At 56.7% G+C, this 16,979-nt stretch carries 19 protein-coding genes; 12 read left to right on the forward strand and 7 right to left on the reverse strand.

Annotation, left to right across the window (positions count from 1 at the left end; all coding sequences use genetic code 11):
• Positions 1–95: 95 nt before the first annotated feature.
• The 6 genes from ACH518_RS13130 (at position 96) to ACH518_RS13155 (ending at position 4,214) form a co-directional block, all read left to right on the forward strand.
• Positions 96–584: a flavin reductase family protein gene (locus tag ACH518_RS13130; RefSeq protein ID WP_445370407.1), complete on the forward strand. Its 489-nt coding sequence runs from the start codon at positions 96–98 to the stop codon at positions 582–584.
• A gap of 202 nt (positions 585–786) precedes the next feature.
• Positions 787–1,005 (forward strand): Nif11-like leader peptide family natural product precursor, encoded by a 219-nt coding sequence (locus ACH518_RS13135; protein ID WP_140913794.1) that lies wholly within the window; start codon positions 787–789, stop codon positions 1,003–1,005.
• Positions 1,006–1,128: 123 nt separating this feature from the next.
• The gene (folP, locus tag ACH518_RS13140; RefSeq protein ID WP_445370408.1) at positions 1,129–1,947 is read left to right on the forward strand and encodes a dihydropteroate synthase; all 819 of its coding nucleotides are present in this window, start codon (positions 1,129–1,131) and stop codon (positions 1,945–1,947) included.
• Positions 1,944–2,867 (forward strand): 1-aminocyclopropane-1-carboxylate deaminase/D-cysteine desulfhydrase, encoded by a 924-nt coding sequence (locus ACH518_RS13145; protein WP_445370409.1) that lies wholly within the window; start codon positions 1,944–1,946, stop codon positions 2,865–2,867. Before folP ends, ACH518_RS13145 begins: the two co-directional genes overlap by 4 nt.
• 132 nt (positions 2,868–2,999) lie before the next feature.
• On the forward strand, positions 3,000–4,001 hold the full coding sequence (locus ACH518_RS13150) for a hypothetical protein (RefSeq protein ID WP_445372995.1): 1,002 nt from the start codon (positions 3,000–3,002) through the stop codon (positions 3,999–4,001).
• A gap of 57 nt (positions 4,002–4,058) precedes the next feature.
• Positions 4,059–4,214: an MGMT family protein gene (locus ACH518_RS13155; protein ID WP_445370410.1), complete on the forward strand. Its 156-nt coding sequence runs from the start codon at positions 4,059–4,061 to the stop codon at positions 4,212–4,214.
• Positions 4,215–4,221: 7 nt separating this feature from the next.
• On the opposite strand, the gene ACH518_RS13160 is transcribed toward ACH518_RS13155, so the two are convergent.
• The 6 genes from ACH518_RS13160 to ACH518_RS13185 all read right to left on the reverse strand — a co-directional run bounded on the left by ACH518_RS13160 (position 4,222) and on the right by ACH518_RS13185 (position 8,926).
• A complete protein-coding gene (locus ACH518_RS13160; protein WP_445370411.1) occupies positions 4,222–4,659 on the reverse strand; it encodes a nucleoside deaminase in 438 nt (145 codons plus the stop codon).
• 10 nt (positions 4,660–4,669) lie between these two features.
• A complete protein-coding gene (locus ACH518_RS13165) occupies positions 4,670–4,876 on the reverse strand; it encodes a dodecin (protein ID WP_054763253.1) in 207 nt (68 codons plus the stop codon).
• Positions 4,877–4,893: 17 nt separating this feature from the next.
• Positions 4,894–5,505, reverse strand: a complete 612-nt coding sequence (thiE, locus tag ACH518_RS13170) for a thiamine phosphate synthase (protein ID WP_445370412.1) — start codon at positions 5,503–5,505, stop codon at positions 4,894–4,896.
• Entirely contained in the window at positions 5,502–6,281 is a 780-nt protein-coding gene (thiD, locus tag ACH518_RS13175; RefSeq protein ID WP_445370413.1) for a bifunctional hydroxymethylpyrimidine kinase/phosphomethylpyrimidine kinase, read from the reverse strand. Before thiD ends, thiE begins: the two co-directional genes overlap by 4 nt.
• On the reverse strand, positions 6,278–8,233 hold the full coding sequence (locus ACH518_RS13180) for a BRCT domain-containing protein (RefSeq protein ID WP_445370414.1): 1,956 nt from the start codon (positions 8,231–8,233) through the stop codon (positions 6,278–6,280). Before ACH518_RS13180 ends, thiD begins: the two co-directional genes overlap by 4 nt.
• A gap of 210 nt (positions 8,234–8,443) precedes the next feature.
• Positions 8,444–8,926 carry a transcriptional repressor gene (locus tag ACH518_RS13185; protein ID WP_140913802.1) on the reverse strand — a complete coding sequence of 161 codons (483 nt, stop codon included), beginning with the start codon at positions 8,924–8,926 and terminating at the stop codon, positions 8,444–8,446.
• Between the two features lie 199 nt (positions 8,927–9,125).
• Between ACH518_RS13185 and ACH518_RS13190 the strand changes: the two genes are divergently transcribed.
• Positions 9,126–10,364: a diguanylate cyclase domain-containing protein gene (locus tag ACH518_RS13190; RefSeq protein ID WP_140913803.1), complete on the forward strand. Its 1,239-nt coding sequence runs from the start codon at positions 9,126–9,128 to the stop codon at positions 10,362–10,364.
• Between the two features lie 46 nt (positions 10,365–10,410).
• Here the strand turns inward: ACH518_RS13190 and ppdK are convergent, their stop codons facing one another.
• On the reverse strand, positions 10,411–13,152 hold the full coding sequence (gene ppdK / locus ACH518_RS13195) for a pyruvate, phosphate dikinase (RefSeq protein WP_445370415.1): 2,742 nt from the start codon (positions 13,150–13,152) through the stop codon (positions 10,411–10,413).
• 144 nt (positions 13,153–13,296) lie between these two features.
• On the opposite strand from ppdK, the gene ACH518_RS13200 reads away from it, so the two are divergent.
• The 5 genes from ACH518_RS13200 (at position 13,297) to sdhD (ending at position 16,977) form a co-directional block, all read left to right on the forward strand.
• A complete protein-coding gene (locus tag ACH518_RS13200) occupies positions 13,297–14,478 on the forward strand; it encodes an NAD(P)/FAD-dependent oxidoreductase (RefSeq protein WP_445370416.1) in 1,182 nt (393 codons plus the stop codon).
• Between the two features lie 181 nt (positions 14,479–14,659).
• Positions 14,660–15,988: a citrate synthase gene (locus tag ACH518_RS13205; RefSeq protein WP_278212170.1), complete on the forward strand. Its 1,329-nt coding sequence runs from the start codon at positions 14,660–14,662 to the stop codon at positions 15,986–15,988.
• Entirely contained in the window at positions 15,985–16,173 is a 189-nt protein-coding gene (locus ACH518_RS13210; protein ID WP_445370417.1) for a DUF1674 domain-containing protein, read from the forward strand. The genes ACH518_RS13205 and ACH518_RS13210 overlap by 4 nt, the downstream gene beginning before the upstream one ends.
• Before the next feature lie 36 nt (positions 16,174–16,209).
• Complete coding sequence (gene sdhC, locus ACH518_RS13215) at positions 16,210–16,581, forward strand: succinate dehydrogenase, cytochrome b556 subunit (RefSeq protein WP_140913808.1); 372 nt, start codon at positions 16,210–16,212, stop codon at positions 16,579–16,581.
• A 15-nt stretch (positions 16,582–16,596) separates the two neighbouring features.
• Positions 16,597–16,977, forward strand: a complete 381-nt coding sequence (gene sdhD / locus ACH518_RS13220; protein WP_140913809.1) for a succinate dehydrogenase, hydrophobic membrane anchor protein — start codon at positions 16,597–16,599, stop codon at positions 16,975–16,977.
• The last annotated feature ends 2 nt before the right edge of the window (positions 16,978–16,979 follow it).

A 16,979-nucleotide genomic window follows, 5' to 3' on the forward strand; every position in this document is an offset into this window, starting at 1 on the left:
CGGAATAATTGGCGTAACACCGGCTACGGGCGAGACGTTGCCGGTGTTATGCGGCCGCCAATCGCGAAACTTAATCTTACGGGAAGTGAATTATCATGGGTGTCGAAGCCAAACAATTCAAAAATGCGCTGAAATTATGGGCCAGCGGCGTCACGGTGGTGACCACTCTGAGCCGGGAAAACCAGCCAAAGGGCATGACCGCGACCGCTTTCAGCAGCGTATCGCTGGAGCCACCGCAAATTTTGGTGTGCCTGAATCAGGCGACCGATACCGGCGCTGCGCTGTTGGAGAGTCGCCGCTTTGCGGTCAATATCCTCGGCGAAAGCCAGGAAGACGTCTCCAACCAGTTTGCCGGCAGTACCACGCAGGAGCAGCGGTTCGCTGCCGTACCCTGGCAAGCCGGAGAAAACGGTGCGCCGGTCTTGGACGAAGCACTGGCGGCTTTGGAATGTCGGGTGGTGCAGCAAATCCAGGCCGGAAGCCATTGGGTGGTGATCGGCGAAGTCGACCGCGTTGTCTGCCGCGATGGTGATCCGTTGCTTTACTACCATTCCGCGTATCGGCGGGTGGCTGCGACCGACTAATTGGCGGGCGGTTTGCTGATTTGTCGCATTGTTGGGTTTGCGACAAATTTACCAGGATTTGTAAGGGAAAATATTGAACCCGGGTAGCGGGTCCCGTTAAATCGCCGCGAAAGCAGCGGTATTTCCGATTTCACAACTGGCAGAAATTTTGCTTCCGTGTAAATGGATTCTATCCATTTTTAGTGTTATCACGGAGTTAACAATGTCAGTAAAGGTTATCAAAGAATTTTCCGAGAAAGCCAAAGCCGATGAGGCTTTGAAAGAAAAGCTCAAAGCTTGCTTGAAAATCAAAGAGTTGATTTTACTGGGCAAGGAATACGGTTTTGAGATCGATGAGGTCTCGTTATATCCGCCAAATGAACCGCAATTCGTTGAGGAACAGCTGTCGGAGAGACTGGTCAAGGCCTTGCTCAGGGCTTAAGCGAGCCCGACCGCCTCTCGCCGCTTGGCGCGGGGCGGTTTCCCAACCGGCTGTTGCGGCCGGTAACCCCAAAACGACTCCAAGGCGTTAAACTATCCGGCTGTCTTCGAGGAGTTTTTCCGCATGTTCAATCCCACCGCCAGGCCCCAGTTGATGGGGATACTCAATGTGACTCCGGATAGTTTTTCCGACGGCGGCAAGTTTACCGGTGTGGCGGCAGCCGTGAGCCAAGCCGAGAAAATGATCGCCGAGGGTGCCGACATCATTGACGTCGGCGGCGAGTCGACCCGGCCCGGCTCCGATCCGGTCACCGCGGAAGAGCAAATTCGCCGGGTAGTACCGGCTATTCGTGCAATTCGCCAACTCGATCCGACGCTCAGAATCAGCATCGATACCATGTCCAGCCAAGTGGCGGCCGCCGCTCGCGATGCCGGTGCCGATATCATCAACGACGTATCGGCCGGGCAGGGCGATAGTGATATGTTGGCTTTCGCCGCCCGCAGCGGCATGCCCATCATCTTGATGCACATGCAAGGCGAGCCGAAAACCATGCAGGATAACCCCTGCTACGAGAATGTCGTCGAGGAGGTGGCGGCAGTCTTGCAACAACGCATCGATGCGGCTTTGAATGCCGGGATTGCGGCGCAGAATATCGCCATCGATCCCGGTATCGGTTTCGGCAAGCGTAAGCAGGATAATTTGCAGCTATTGGCGCATCTGCCGCGGTTTGTTGCGATGGGGTATCCGGTGCTGTTGGGCGCCAGCCGCAAGCGCTTCATGGGCAATATCTGCAATGTCGAACAACCCGCCGAGCTAGTCACCGCTACGGCGGTAACCACCGCACTGGGCGTGATGGCCGGCGTGCGGATGTTTAGAGTGCACGACGTCAAAGCCAATCGCCAGGCCATTGATGTGGCCTGGGCGATCAAAACGGCGCAGTGAGCGGCTTACATCCGCGGCTGCAAGCCTTTCAAACTCAATTGCAGCCGTCGCCGTTGACCCTGATCGACGATGCGATCGTGTCCGGGCGCGGTATCCAGCTTTGGTTGAAGCGCGACGATTTGTTGCACCCCGTCGTGTCCGGCAATAAATGGCGCAAACTCAAATACAGCCTGAACGATGCCTTATATCGGGGCGCCGATACCGTACTCAGCATGGGCGGAGCCTATTCCAACCATTTGCATGCCTTGGCCTTCGCCGGCCGTGCTTTGGGCTTAAACACGGTGGGCTACATTCGCGGCGAGCGGCCGCCGAAACTGAATCCAACGTTGCAGGATTTGGTGGCCTGGGGCATGGAGCTGCGTTTTCTGCCGCGCCAGCACTATCGGCAATTGCGCGCCTTTAGGACCCCCAACAGCCTGCCCGGCCTTAAACCGGGCGAATATTGGCTGCCTGAAGGCGGGGCGCTGGATTTAGCGTTGCAGGGTGTCGCCGAATCGGTCGCCGAAATCGATATCGGCTTCGATACTCTGGCGGTTGCCTGCGGCACCGGCACCACGTTGGCGGGTTTGATCGGCGCTGCGCCGCCCGGCACCGAATTGATCGGCGTCGCCGCGCTGAAAGGCGGCGAATTCCTGATCGAAGATATCCAGTCGTTTTTGGGTGCTGCTGGGGCTGCCAACGATGTCGCATGGCGGATTGTGACCGAATACCACTGCGGCGGCTTCGCCAAGACCACCCCGCAATTGCTCGATTTCATCGTAGATTTTCAACGTCGGCACGCTATCGAGCTGGAACCGGTTTACACCGGTAAATTGCTATATGCGCTATACGACTTGATCGCGCGCGGCTATTTTCCGGCCGGGCATCGTATCGTTGCGATGCATACCGGCGGCTTGCAAGGCAAGCGCAGTAATGCTTAACCGCCAGAAAAACCAAGCGTATTGAGTCGCGGGGCAAAATAGCGATAATAACGGCTGCCCAAAATAATAACGATAGGTGGCACCGTGGCGACAGTAAGCCTGACCAACCCCCAACCCGACATAGCCCGGCCGATGGCGGTGTCGTTCCGTTTTCTGCTCGGTTTGTACGCCATCGTACCGCTGAGTTTGGTGCTGGTGTGGCTGGACAGCGCCGGATTCGACCACGCTTTGCGCGAAGCCTTGCCGACCAGTCCCAGCCATTTCCTGTTGTTCCAAGTCTTGTTCGGCACGCCGCATATCATCGCCAGTAATTTACTGCTGGCCAGCCACACCGAGTATCTGGCGACTTACAAAAACAAGCTGATCGGCATGACCGGCTTTATCGTGCTGTTTTTCGGGGTCGGCAGCCTGTTTATTCCGTACCGGGTGCTGTATCTGATCAGCGCCTGCTGGACGGTTTACCACGTGTTGAAACAGCAGCACGGCGTCGCCAAGGCCGTGTGCCGCTTGCCGAACCGGTTGTTTTATCTGCAATTGTGGCTTAGTGTGAGCGCCGGGATCTTTAGCTATATCGGCATCTTCATGCACAACAGCCTGGAGCCGGAACAAGCCGCCCGGGTGTTGCAGATTGCGGTATTGCTGACTGCGGCCTTGTGTATTTCTACGCTGGTGTGCCAACGCTATGTATCGAACCGTTTGGGCTGGTATTTTTTGTGGGCGAATACCTTGTTGGTGGTCGCCAGTTGTTACGTCTACAGCCAGCAGTATTATTTTTTGGCAATTTTGATGCCGCGTCTGGTGCATGACATTACCGCCTATAGTTTTTACGTGACCCACGACGTCAACCGCCACGGCATCCGCCCGGAAAACGCATTGTTCCGGTTTGCCGCAAGCTGCCGGATTCCGGCGGCGGTGGTATTGCCGCTGTTATCGTTTATGTTGACTTACCTGTTGCAGGCTTACGGCGACGGCATGGTGAATCTGTTGCTACAAACCCTGTTCGCGACACAAGTCTACAAGGCGGTTACTTTGGGGCTGATCGGTTATCTGGCCTTGATGCACTACTACACCGAAGCCTTCGTCTGGACTGCCGGTTCACCGTTGCGGCGCTACATTCGGTTTAGCGGTGTCTAGCCCGTCGCCGAGAATCGCCCGGAACGGCTACGGCATCGGCTATGCCGTCGGCAGTTGTTGTTTGGGTGCCGTGCTGGTCGCCGGCGGGGCAGGCGGTGTCTGTGCCATCGGGCGGTTCGCAGCCACGGCAAACTGGCTGGTTACCGCTGGGGAATCGAACGCAAAGCCGAGTTGTTGAAACGCGAGCGCGAGGCTTTGACCGCCCGCCGTTAGGCGAGGCTTAAACGCCGATGTCTTCGTTCCAGAGTTCGGGCCGGGCGGCAATGAAATCCCGCATTAATTCGATGCAGCGCTGGTCTTGGATTATTTCCAGCCTTACGCCGCGTTGGCGCAGTAATTCTTCTTCGCCGACGAAGGTTTGGTTCTCGCCGATTACGACGCGCGGGATGCCGTATAGCAAAATCGCGCCGCTGCACATCGCGCAAGGCGACAAGGTGGTGTAGAGCACGCTGTCGCGGTAGACCTGGGCCGGTAAGCGGCCGGCATGTTCCAGCGCATCCATTTCGCCGTGCAGAATGGCGCTGCCCTGTTGCACCCGGCGGTTATGGCCGCGGCCGATGATACGATTCTGATAAGCCAGCACCGAGCCGATCGGGATGCCGCCTTCCGCCAAACCGGCTTCGGCTTCGGCGATCGCGGCTTGCAGAAAGGCGTCCATAACCGGCGCTTTAGTCCAGCGTGTAACCGACTTTGATCGTGACTTGCCAGTGGGCGATTTTGCCGTCGGCGATATGGCCGCGGGTTTCGATTACTTCGAACCAGCGCATATTGGCCACCGATTCGCCGGCCTTGGCCACGGCGTTTTCCACCGCGTTTTCGATGCTGACAGTGGACGAGCCGGTTAATTCGATTTTTTGGTAGACATGGTCTGGCATGGCAGCCTCCGCAAAAATTAAAACAATGCCTGGAAACGGCGCGCGGCTGCGAACGGGTCGCCGTCGAATACGCCGCCGATGACGGCGAGTAAGTCTGCACCGGCTGCCAATAGCTGTCCAGCGTTTTCCGGCAATATGCCGCCGATCGCGACGATAGGGACTTGCAAGCTGCGCTTGGCTATTTCTAGCGTGCCGATTTCGGCCGGCGCGGCCAATGGCTTGGAGCCGGAGGGGAAAAAGCGGCCGAAGGCCACGTAATCGGCGCCGGCGGCGACGGCCGCAGTCGCTCTGCCGATGTCGTTGTAGCAGGAGACGCCGATGATCGCGTCGGGCCCCAATGCGGCCCTGGCGGCCGCCAGGTCGCCGTCGTCGCGGCCCAAATGCACGCCGTCGGCACCGACCGCCAGCGCCAATTCGACGCTGTCGTTGATCAATAGCGGCACCCGGTAAGCGTGGCAAACGGCCAACAGCTCGGCGGCCAGTTTGCCGGCATCCAGCGGATTTTTGTCGCGGTATTGAATGACGGCGGCACCGCCGCGTAACGCCGCTTCAACGTCTGCGACGACTTGAGCAATGGATTTGCCGTCCGGTTGGGTGATGGCGTATAGGCCTTTGCCGGGAAACTTCATGCCTCCACCCAAAATAGCCGGTCCGGATGATGTTGGCCTGTTCCGGGCAGGTAGGCCGCAGCCAGGGATTGCCAGGTAAATTCCTGGGCTTCGCTGACGGCGGTGAACATGTCCAGGCCTTGCGCCAGCAACGCGGCGATGGCGCTAGCCAACGTGCAGCCGGAGCCGTGGTAGTGGTGGGGTAGGCGTTCCCAATTGAAGGTTTGGTTGAGGCCGTCGGGCATGTATAAACGGTTGTGTACCAGCTCGGAGTTTTCGTGGGTACCGGTGATTAGCACGTACTCGGCTCCGCGCTGTTTCAGCCAGTGCGCGCAGTCGGCCAGATCGGTTTGACCGGAGAGGCGGCGGGCTTCATCGCTGTTGGGGGTGAGTAAGGTGGTGAGCGGGAGTAGTTCGGAGACGATGACGTCTATCAACTGCCGGCCGGCCAACTCGGTGCCGCCGCCGGCAGCCAGCACCGGGTCCAGTACCACCGGAACGGTCGGATATTGCCGCAATACCTGGGCAATCGCTCTGGCGACTTCGGCGTCGCCGATCAGGCCGATTTTGCAGGCGGCAACTGTGAAGTCGTTTAACAGCGTTTCGGCTTGGCTGAGAATATCCTCCGCGCGCTGCGGAATCAGTTTTTTGACGTTGCGGCTGTCTTGTTCGGTTAATGCGGTGACGATGCTGGCGGCGTGGCAGCGGTGGCTGGCGATGGCTTCGATATCGGCTTGAATCCCGGCGCCGCCGCTGGGGTCGTGGCCGGAAAAACACAATACGATCGGCCGGCTCATGCTGTGTCTCCGTTTAGCAAGGCCAGAAATTCCTGCTCGCTGATTACCTCGACGCCTTTTTCGCGGGCGGCGTTGGTTTTGTTGGCGCCGACATTGTCGCCGGCCACCAAATAGTCGGTCTTGGCCGATACCGAACTACCGACTTTGGCGCCCTTGGCTTTGGCTTGTTTGCTAAGCTCGTCGCGGCTGCCGCTGTGCAAAGTGCCGGTAAATACCAGGGTTTTGCCGGCCAACGGGTGTGCGTTTTCGTCGGGTTGCGCTTGACTGGCCTGTAAGTTAAATCCCAGCGCCATTAAATTATCGAACAAGGGTTTGATATTGGCGAAGCCTTCGGTAATCACGGCGGCAGTTTTTTCGGCAAAGCCTTCGATCGCGACGATATCGGCTTCGGTCAATTCGAAGATAGCTTGCAGGGGGTAGTGGGCCAGCAAACGTTCGCAATTGCCCAAGCCCATGCGGAACACGCCGAACGCGGCCAGGAAGCGCCAGTCTTCGACCGCTTCGCGCCGGCTGCGTAACAACTGGTCGACCAGATTTTGCGATTGTTTCGGGCCGAAGCCCATGCTTTCGAATTGCTCGGCGTTGAGGGCGTAGATTTGGTCGACGCGGCGGATACCGTGTTCGTACAGGCGTTTGATGCTGGCGGCGCCGAAACCGTCGTTGTTTTTCAATACCCTGAAGAAATGCTCCATGCTGTTGCTGATTTGTGCCGGACAAGCCAGATTGTTCGGGCAAAGCAGGTAGTCGTTATCCCAAATCAAAGCGTGGCCGCAACTGGGACAGGCCTCGGGGATGTCGGGTTCGGCCGGGCGGATGACCGCCTCGATTTTCGGAATCACCTCGCCGGAACGTGCCAGGCGGATCAGCGCGCCGGGTCCGATGCCCTTGTCCAGCACCATTTTGTAATGGTGGGCCGTGGCCCGCGACAGCAGGGCGCCGCTGAGTCGGGTCGGTTCCAGCTCGGCGACCGGCGTAATCCGGCCCGAGCGCGAGGTTTGCGGCACGACATGCAGAATTCTGACTTCAGCGGTTTCCAGATTTTCCTTATACGCCAACTGCCAGCGGTGGTGGTGGCGGGTGGCGCCTAAATACGTTTTCAGGCCCTCGTCGGCGATTTCCAGAATCACGCCGTCGACGTCGTAATCGACTTTATGCCAGATGGTTTTGACGTGGCCTTCGAAGTCTGCGATCAATTCGGCCCAGGCGCCCGTCCACGCCGGCAGTAATACAAACGGATAAAATACCGCGGCATGGTCGTTGACGGCTTGTTGGGCGTGTTCGTCCAGCTCTTTTTCCTTGATCACGCTGGCCTGGAAATTTCGCGGATTGTCGAAAAAGTCGGCCAAGTTCCGATCGAAATAACTGCGGCTGACCACGATTTCACCGGCCCCCAGCCCGCGCTGGCCTTGGTTGGCGACTTGCAGGCCGCGCTCGAACACGCGGCTGATGTCCTGGCCTTTGCGGCCGTCGCCGCGGGTATACAGTATGCGGCCGTCGTCGTAGGCGGCGTAACCGTCCAGTTTTGGCGTGATCTTGAATTGCAGCTCGGCAAAGTTCTGGCCCAGTTCTTCCGCCGCTTTTTCGATGCGGGCCGCCCAGCGTTCGACTTCGTCGCGGCTGTAGGCCTTGTCGGTGGATAGCATCATCACCGGCAGATCGACGGTTTTACCGGCGAAGGCCGGTTCCGGCTCCACTTCGTGCAGCAACGGATGTTCGGGCTGGCGCTTTTTCAGTTCGGCCAGAAACACGAAATCATAGTCGCTGTCGCTGATCGCCGGTTCGCCGCCGCGGTAGAGGGCGTTGGCGACTTTCAAAAAGGCGATCAACTCGTTGTCGGCTGCGGATTCGATTTGCTGCGGATGGCGACACAGCTCGCAAAAGCGGTGTTCGCCGATGTCCTGCAACTCGTCTCCGGTTTGTTGGAGCAGGCGTTTTTGGCTGTCGCTGAGCATGCGGGTGGTTTGGAGTGGGTAGGGCGGCGATTATAGGAGGATCGCACGGCAAAAAAAAGGCGGGAGAGTAAACTCGCCCGCCAGGCATCTATCTTTCAAGAGGATCATGTCGACGGTAGGAAAGCGTTCGACATGGCTGCAGTTTAGGGCTTTAGCCGATAAAAGCATTGACCCAGGTCAATGTTTGTCCGCTTTTTCTGACGCGGTGGTCTAAGCAGGTTTACAGGATTTACACAATCCGTGTATCTCGATGGTTTTCCGCTGCGGGATGAAGTTGGCAGTGGTCAATTCCACCGCCAGCGCGCTCAGTACGTTTGGGGCGGCGCGCTCCTCTACGGTATGGCAGGCGGTGCAGATCAGCAAGAGTTGGTCGTGCTGGGTGCCGGAGCAATGGCAGCCGACGAAAGCATTAAGACTTTCCACTCGGTGAATCAGGCCTTGTTCCAGTAAAAAATCCAGCGCCCGGTAGACGGTCGAGGGTTTGGCGGCATCGTTGACCGGGCGGATTTGGTCGAGCAGATCGTAAGCTTTAACCGCCTTGTGGCTGTTCCAAATCAACTCCAGAATTTTGTGCCGGATCGGGGTTAACTGCACGCCGCGTGACAAGCAAAGCTGTTCCGCTACACTTATCGCTTTTCGAATGCATTGGTTGTGGTCGTGTTCCGCGTGGCTGATACGTTCTGATTCTGTCATTTGCTGGAAGAGTGATAAGGTTCATTCATTTGGGCGTCCGGCTTGTTTATAGTGCCAGCATCAACAGGCCATTTCAATTCATATCGAAGTTGTCTGCTGATATGATGTGATAGCACTTCCACGGGCGCCATAGTGTGGTTGTTGGATACGCGGCCGGTGAGGAGCACGGCGTGGTGGCAAGTATTTTTTGAGGCAATTGATGAGACGGATTACGTTCCTGGTTTATGCGGTTCTGTGGCTAATGCTGCTTAGCCTGAACCTATACCAGCAAGTAATGGACACCAAACAGTACGCGCAAAATATCGCTACCCGTCAGGCCGAAATGTTTTTCGATCACATTGTGCTGGTCAGAAAGTGGAATGCCTCGCACGGCGGCGTGTACGTTCCGATCGATCCAGGCACGCAACCCAATCCTTATTTGAAAGTGCCCAACCGCGATGTCGAAACCAAGGAAGGCGTCAAGCTGACTTTGATCAATCCGGCATTCATGACCCGGCAGTTGGCGGAAATGAGCCAGAGTCAAAGCGGTATCAACTTCCATATCACCAGTACCGAACCGCTGCGGCCGGAGAACAAACCGGATAGTTGGGAGGCCGGAGCGATGGCTGCGTTCAAGCAAGGCCAAAAAAGCGTCAGCGGGTCCGGCATGATCGACGGTAAACCGTTTTACCGCTATATGGCGCCGTTGCTGGTCGAACCGGAATGCCTGAAATGCCACGATCAGGACGGATATAAGCTGGGCGACGTGCGGGGCGGCGTCAGCGTGAATATACCGGCCTCCAGCCTGGATAGTTTCGTCAACGAGCGGGTGGAGCATTTGGTGATCACGCATGCTATCGTCGCGCTGATCGGTTTGATTGTGTTGTTGTTGTCGTATTTGGCGCAAGCCCGGCTGAGCAAACGACTGGACAAAGCCCAGAGCCGGCTGCAATTGGCCTATTTGGATTCGCTGACATTACTGCCGAATCGGCGCTACTACGACGCTTTCGTCAAGCGCGAGTGGAAACGGGCGTTAAGGCATCAATATCCATTGTCGATGATTATGATCGACATCGATTTTTTCAAATCCTACAACGACAATTTGGGGCATTTGGAAGGCGACCAGTGTTTGCGGCAGGTGGCAAGAACCTTGAAACGGTTTTTTCGCCGGCCCGGCGATTTGATCGCCCGCTACGGCGGCGAAGAGTTTTGTGTGGTGGCGGCATGCGACGCCGACCAAATCCTGGTGTTGGCGGAAATCCTGCGGAAAGCGGTAGAAAACATGCGGATGCCGCATCCGGATTCGAAGATTTCCGAGTTTGTGACGATCAGTCTCGGCGTGGCGACCATCATTCCGGGCCACGATCAAGCCTTCGATAGCTTGCTGTATCGTGCCGACCAAGCCTTGTACGACGCCAAGGCTTCGGGTCGGAACCGGGTCGGACGTTACCGGGAATAAACAGCGAAGCGGCCGGCGCCTGGTTTTTGGCGCCGGCTGCGTCGGCTTATATTGGCTTATTTTCCAGCAGTTTGGCGTGGGCAGCCGCCAGCCGGGCCACCGGAATTCGCGGCGCGGAGCAAGAGACGTAGTTCAAGCCCAAGTTATGGACGAAACGGATCGAACGTGGATGACCGCCGTGTTCGCCGCAAATGCCGATTTTCAACTCCGGGCGTTGTTGTCGGCCCAAATCCACCGCCATTTTCATCAGTTTGCCGAGGCCCTCGATATCCAGCGTTTCAAACGGGTTATCTTCCAACAAGCCGGATTCTTCGTATAAGGGCAGGAATTTGTTTTCGGCGTCTTCCCGCGAGAAGGAGAAGGTGGCCTGGGTCAAATCGTTGGTGCCGAACGAGAAGAAGCTGGCCGTCGCCGCCAAGCGGTCGGCACGGGTGCAGGCCCTGACCGTTTCGATCATCGTGCCGAATTTGAAATTCAGTTTGATCTTGTACTGGCTTTCGACCTCGTTCTGGATTTCGTCGACGTAGCCTTTCACCTTTTTCAGTTCTTGCGCCGTGATGACTTGCGGCACCATGATTTCCGGCTCGACCGGAATCCGTTGTTTGATGCAACGCGCCGCCGCCTCCAGAATCGAGCGGATCTGCATCTTGTAGATTTCCGGATAGCTCATGCCCAGGCGAACGCCGCGGTGGCCCAGCATCGGATTGACTTCGTACAGCTCCAGCACCTTGTCCAGCATCATCTGCTTCTTGGCGATCGCTTCCAGAATCACGTCTTCGTTCAGCCGGTTGAACGGCGCCGGCAGGTCGCCGGCATTGGTCAAGGTGTCCAGCGTCACCCGTTGGCCTTTGACGATGGTCAGGTAATGTTTCAGCGCGTCCAGTTCGTCGGTCAATTGGTGTTCGTTGGGCAGGAACTCGTGCATCGGTGGGTCCAGCAAGCGGACGGTAACCGGGTGCGGCGACATCGCTTCGAACAATTGTTCGAAGTCGTCGCGCTGGATCGGGAATAGTTTGGCCAGCGCCGCTTCCCGCTCTTCGGTGTTGTGGGCCAGGATCATGTCGACTACCAGCGGCAACCGGTCGGCGGCGTTGAACATGCGTTCTGTGCGGCACAGGCCAATGCCTTTGGCGCCGTAACTGACCGCCAGACGCGCGGTTTCCGGCGTGTCGACGTTGGCGTGGACCCGCAGCCGGGCGACTTCGTCGGCCCAGCCGAGTAAGATTTTCAGTTCCTCGGAGAATCGTGGGGCGATGGTCGGAATCCGGCCCAGATATATATTGCCGTTACTGCCGTCGATCGTGATCAGATCGCCTTCTTTGATGTGGATATCGCCGACGATAGCCAGCCGCGCCCGCACATCGACCTTGATGTCTTCGGCGCCGGCGACACAGGCCTTGCCCATGCCGCGCGCCACCACCGCGGCGTGCGAAGTTTTACCGCCGCGGCTGGTCAACACGCCCTGGGCGGCGAAGAAACCGTGAATGTCCTCCGGTTTGGTTTCTTCCCGCAACAGGATTAAATCCTGACCGGTTTTAGCGAGGCGGACGGCGGTATCGGCGTCGAATACGCAATGGCCGCAGGCCGCGCCCGGTGAAGCCGGCAGGCCGGTGGCGATCGGTTTGTTGGTGTGATCCGGCGCCAGTTGCGGATGCAGCAACTGTTCCAATAACTCCGGATTGATCCGCAATAAGGCTTGCTCCTTGCTGATCAGGCCTTCGGCGACCATGTCGATCGAGGTTTTGACCATCGCCGCCGCATTCATTTTGCCGTTGCGGGTTTGCAGGCAGTACAACACGCCGCGTTCGATGGTGTATTCGTAGTCCTGGACTTCGTGGTAATGCGCTTCCAGCTTGTTGCGCAGTTCCACCAATTGCCGGTATTGCTCCGGTATTTCCTTGGCCATTTCGTGCACCGGTTTTGGGGTGCGGATGCCGGCCACGACATCTTCGCCCTGGGCATTGACCAAATATTCGCCGTACATCTCGTTTTCGCCGGTGCCGGGGTTGCGGGTGAAGCCGACGCCGGTAGCGCAATCGTCGCCCATGTTGCCGAACACCATGGTCACAATATTGACTGCGGTGCCGTTGGCGATATCCGGGGTGATGTGGAATTCTTTGCGGTAGTCGATCGCCCGCTTGCCCATCCAGGAATTGAATACGGCGCAGATCGCAATTTCCAATTGCTGGTAAACGTCTTCCGGAAACGGCCGGCCGGTTTCTTCATGCACGACCATCAAGAACAATTCGCTGATTTCTTGTAACTGGTCCGCGCTCAATGCGACGTCGGCCTTGATGCCGGCGGCGCGTTTGACGTTGTTGAAATGGGTGTCGAATTTCTCGTCTTCAATCCCGAGTGCGACCTTGCCGAACAGTTGAATGAAGCGCCGGTAAGCGTCGTAAGCGAAACGCGGGTCGGAAGTTTCCTCGATCAGGCCGGCCAGGGTCTGCTTGTTCAGACCCAGGTTCAAGATGGTGTCCATCATGCCCGGCATCGAAATCGCCGAGCCGGACCGCACCGAGACCAGCAGCGGGTCGTTGGCGCCGCCGAAATGTTTGCCGGTCACCCGCTCGATCTCCGAAATTTGTGCGCGCACTTCGTCCATCAAACCGTCCGGCAAGCGTTTCTGTTCCAGGTAGCTGAGACAGGTTTGGGTAGTGATGACAAAGCCCGGCGGCACGTTAAAACCCATTTGGGTCATTTCGCACAGATTGGCGCCTTTACCGCCTAATAAGGCCTTGTTTTTACCATCGCCGGTGTTGAATGAGTAGCTGTATTGTGCAGTCATTGTCGCTCTTGTCGAAGTGGTGAGAATTGAGGGCTTGCAAGCCGACGGAGCGTTGCCGTGAGCAGCGCCGCGGCCTGCGGAGAAATGCGGTTAGAATACCCTCACTTTTTACCGATTTTTTTAGGCTATTACAAGTTGCTCGGAATGGATAATTCGAACGTGATTATTATTGGCGCTGGTGCATCCGGATTAATGTGTGCCATCGAGGCCGGCAAACGCGGCCGTAAAGTCCGGGTGCTGGATCATGCTAACCGGGCGGGCAAGAAAATATTGATGTCGGGCGGAGGTCGCTGCAATTTCACCAATTACACGGTGGAGGCGGCAAATTACATTTCGCACAATCCGCATTTTTGCAAATCGGCGTTAAGCCGCTTCACGCAATGGGATTTCATCGATTTCGTTCACCGGCATGGAATACCCTACCACGAGCGTTTGCACGGCCAATTGTTCTGCGACGACAGCGCCAAGGATATTCTGAATGCGTTGCTGGCGGAATGTCGGCAATATGGCGTGGTCATCGAGTTGAATTGCCGGATCGACAAGTTGCAACAGACAGAAAACGGCGGCTTCGTCTTAGACACCAGCCTCGGCGAGCGCCGCTCGGACAGCCTGGTGATCGCTAGCGGCGGTTTGTCGATTCCGAAGATGGGTGCCACGCCTTTCGGCTATCGGGTCGCCGAGCAATTTGGCATCAAGGTTTGGCCGACTCGGGCCGGCTTGGTGCCGTTGACTTGGCAGGATGACGATGGTCGGCGCCTTGCGCCGCTATCCGGAATTGCCGTGGCTTGTCGGGCTAGTTGCGGCGAGCGGACTTTTCGAGAAAACCTGCTGTTTACCCATAGAGGTTTGAGCGGCCCGGCGATTTTACAAATCTCGTCTTATTGGCGCCCCGGCGAGACCTTGTCGATCGATTTGCTGCCCGAATTCGATCTGGTCGAACGCTTGAAAGCCGCGCGTAGTAATGGCAACAATACCAAATTGCAAAATTTACTCGCAGAGTATCTGCCCAAACGACTGTTGCAAGCCTTGCTCGACGACAATTACCTGCTGGCTGCGGCGGCAAATTGCTCCGACAAGCAAATAGATGCGGTGGCTACACGCCTCCACACCTGGACCGTCAAACCAAACGGCAGCGAAGGCTACCGAACCGCAGAGGTTACAGTAGGTGGAGTCGATTGCGACAGTCTTTCGTCAAAGACCATGCAGTGTTTGCAGGTACCGGGTTTATATTTCATTGGCGAGGTGGTGGACGTGACCGGATGGCTGGGCGGCTACAACTTTCAATGGGCTTGGGCGTCGGGCTGGTGCGCCGGACAGTACGTTTAACCGACGACCTCAAAGCGCCAATTCACCGGCTGGTAGCGAATACCGGACTTCGACGCGGCTAGCCAGCCATACCGGCCCATCCTTCCGAGCCGAGCTGCGGATTTAGGGTTGGTCGATCAATCATGCTGTGTGATAATCGGTCTGCCTGCTAAGCTTCTGCTAACAGAATACTGAGGAAACCATGTCAAACGAGACTTTAACGGTTAGGCATAATGCCACCGGGAAAGAAGTGGAATATCCGTTGTTGAAGGGGTCTTTAGGTGCAGATACTGCGGATATGCGCTCCTTGAACAAGGATTTGGGTTGTTTCACTTACGATCCGGGCTTTATCGCGACCGCCAGCTGTAAAAGCAAAATTACCTATATCGACGGCGACAAGGGTATCTTGTTGTACCGCGGTTATCCGATAGAGCAGTTGGCCGAGAACTGCGAATTCACCGAAGTGGCTTACTTGTTGATGAATGGCGAGTTGCCGGATCAGACCCAGTTGCGCGACTTCAACGAGGAAATCAGCGACCGCGCGACTATCCACGAATCGCTGCGCAAATTCTTCGACGGTTTTCATTACGACGCCCATCCGATGGCAATGCTGGTTGGAGTGGTCGGTTCCTTGTCGGCGTTCTACCATAGCGATTTGAATATCAAGGATCCCGACAGCCGGCGCATCTGCGCGGCAAGGCTGCTGGGCAAGATGCCGACTATCGCTGCAGCCTCTTACCGGCACTCGGTCGGTCGCCCCTTCGTCTATCCGCGCATGGATTTGAGCTACTGCGAAAACTTTCTGAACATGATGTTTTCGCGCTCTTCGCAGAACTACATCGACCAGAACCACTACATCGATCCCAATCTGGTCAAAGCATTGAACCTGCTGTTCATTCTGCATGCCGACCACGAGCAAAACGCCAGTACCTCGACGGTAAGGATGGCCGGCAGCACCGGCGCCAATCCTTATGCCTGCGTCGCGGCCGGGATTGCCGCTTTGTGGGGACCGGCGCACGGCGGCGCCAACGAGGCGGTGTTGAACATGCTGGCGCAGATCGGCAGTGTCGAAAACGTACCGAACTACATTGCCAAGGCCAAAGACCCGAACGATCCATTCCGCCTGATGGGGTTTGGTCATCGGGTTTACAAAAACTTCGATCCGCGGGCGACCATCATTCGCAAAACTTGCTACGAGGTCTTAGAGCGCACCCATACCAACGACCCACTATTCGAATTGGCGTTGGCTTTGGAAGAATTTGCCCTGAAAGACGATTACTTCATCGAGAAAAAACTCTATCCCAACGTCGATTTTTATTCCGGCATCATCTACAAGGCACTGCATATTCCGGTGGATATGTTTACCGTGATGTTCGCTATCGCCAGGACCGCGGGATGGGTCGCGCACTGGCTGGAAATGATGGAAGAAACCGCCACACCGATTAGCCGGCCACGGCAGCTTTACGTGGGGCCGCCGCGCCGGGATTTTGTGGCAATTGTCGATCGCCAGCCTATTGTCAAATCGATATGACACCATCGAACGTTAGCGACGAAAAAGTGACTGCTGAGGAGACGGTGGCATCGAAGCCGGCGGCATCGAAGCCGGCTTCAGCCGAACCAACCCCGGCCAAGCCGGAAGAGTTCAACGGTCCGAAAGGGCCGGAACCCACTCGCTTCGGCGATTGGGAACGCAAGGGACGATGCGTCGATTTTTGACGCCGCGATTAATTCAAATTCAACATAGGGTCATTTATGTCTGCCAATCGACCGCTTTCCCCCCATTTGCAGGTGTACCGCTTACCGCTGACCGGATTGGTATCCATCACCCACCGGATGACCGGCGTGTTTTTGTCGATGGGCCTGGTGTTGTTCGTGTACGTGCTGTTTGCCATTGCCGCCGGCGAAAGCGCCTATCTGGCGATGCAGGCGTTTATGGCGTATTGGTTATTCAAACTGGTGTATTGGGGCTTTATTTACGCGCTATTTTTTCATCTGGTCCATGGTATCCGGCATTTGATCTGGGATGTCGGTAAGACCTTCGAGCGGGCGACGCTGGATAAATTTGCAATTTACGAACTGGCGTGTTCGGCGTCGTTGACGCTATTAACGTTTATCGTTTCCTGATTAGGGAGGATGGTTATGGATTACAAAGCCTGCGTGGAAAAAGCCGCCGATTTTTTCTCGGTGCACAGCGGATCGGGCCACTTTTGGTACCAGCGGGTGACTGCAGTTGCTTTGGTGCCTCTATCGGTTTGGTTGTTGATACTGTTGCACAAGGCCTTGAATGCGCCATACGCCGATACCGTGACATGGTTGTCGTCGCCGCTTAATACGCTGGCTATCATCGCTTGGACAGTTGCGGTGGTTTACCACGCCGCTTTGGGGGTACAGGTGGTGATCGAGGACTACGTATCGACGATTCCGGTAAGGCATTTGGCGATTCGGGCTACCAATCTGACTTTTTTGGTTTTGGGCATCGCAGCGTTAGTGGCGATCGTCATCATTCTTCTGGCAAGGTAAAT

This window comes from Methylomonas sp. HW2-6, from assembly GCF_052474525.1.